The organism is Stenotrophomonas sp. STEN009 (assembly GCF_056760395.1).
In genome coordinates this window covers 1-455 of sequence record NZ_JBRRES010000079.1, presented here as the reverse complement: position 1 = coordinate 455, position 455 = coordinate 1, and the positions used below count along the sequence as shown (strand labels likewise).

General features: G+C 53.2%; 2 tRNA genes and 1 rRNA gene. All 3 read left to right on the top strand.

The window, feature by feature from the left end:
- Nucleotides 1-51: ribosomal RNA gene (locus ACVOMM_RS18670) — 16S ribosomal RNA — on the top strand; the annotation flags it as partial.
- 93 nt (nt 52-144) lie between these two features.
- A tRNA-Ala gene (locus tag ACVOMM_RS18665) sits at nt 145-220 on the top strand.
- An 18-nt stretch (nt 221-238) separates the two neighbouring features.
- Nucleotides 239-315: transfer RNA gene (locus ACVOMM_RS18660), tRNA-Ile, on the top strand.
- Nucleotides 316-455 lie beyond the last annotated feature (140 nt).

Genomic DNA, 455 nt, shown 5'->3' with positions numbered 1-455 from the left:
AAGTCGTAACAAGGTAGCCGTATCGGAAGGTGCGGCTGGATCACCTCCTTTTGAGCAAAGACAGCATCGTCCTGTCGGGCGTCTTCACAAAGTACCTGCATTCAGAGATTTACATCGGCCAAGCCGGTGTGAGATGTCCCTTTTGGGGCCTTAGCTCAGCTGGGAGAGCACCTGCTTTGCAAGCAGGGGGTCGTCGGTTCGATCCCGACAGGCTCCACCACGTTTGAGTAAGACATTTGGGTCTGTAGCTCAGGTGGTTAGAGCGCACCCCTGATAAGGGTGAGGTCGGTGGTTCGAGTCCTCCCAGACCCACCATTCTCTGAATGACGCATACATTCGATCTTTATACGCATCGGCACTGTGGCCGGTACGTGTTCTTTTAAAACTTGTGACGTAGCGAGCGTTTGAGATGTTCTATCAGACGTGTCGTGAGGCTAAGGCGAGAGACGAAAGTC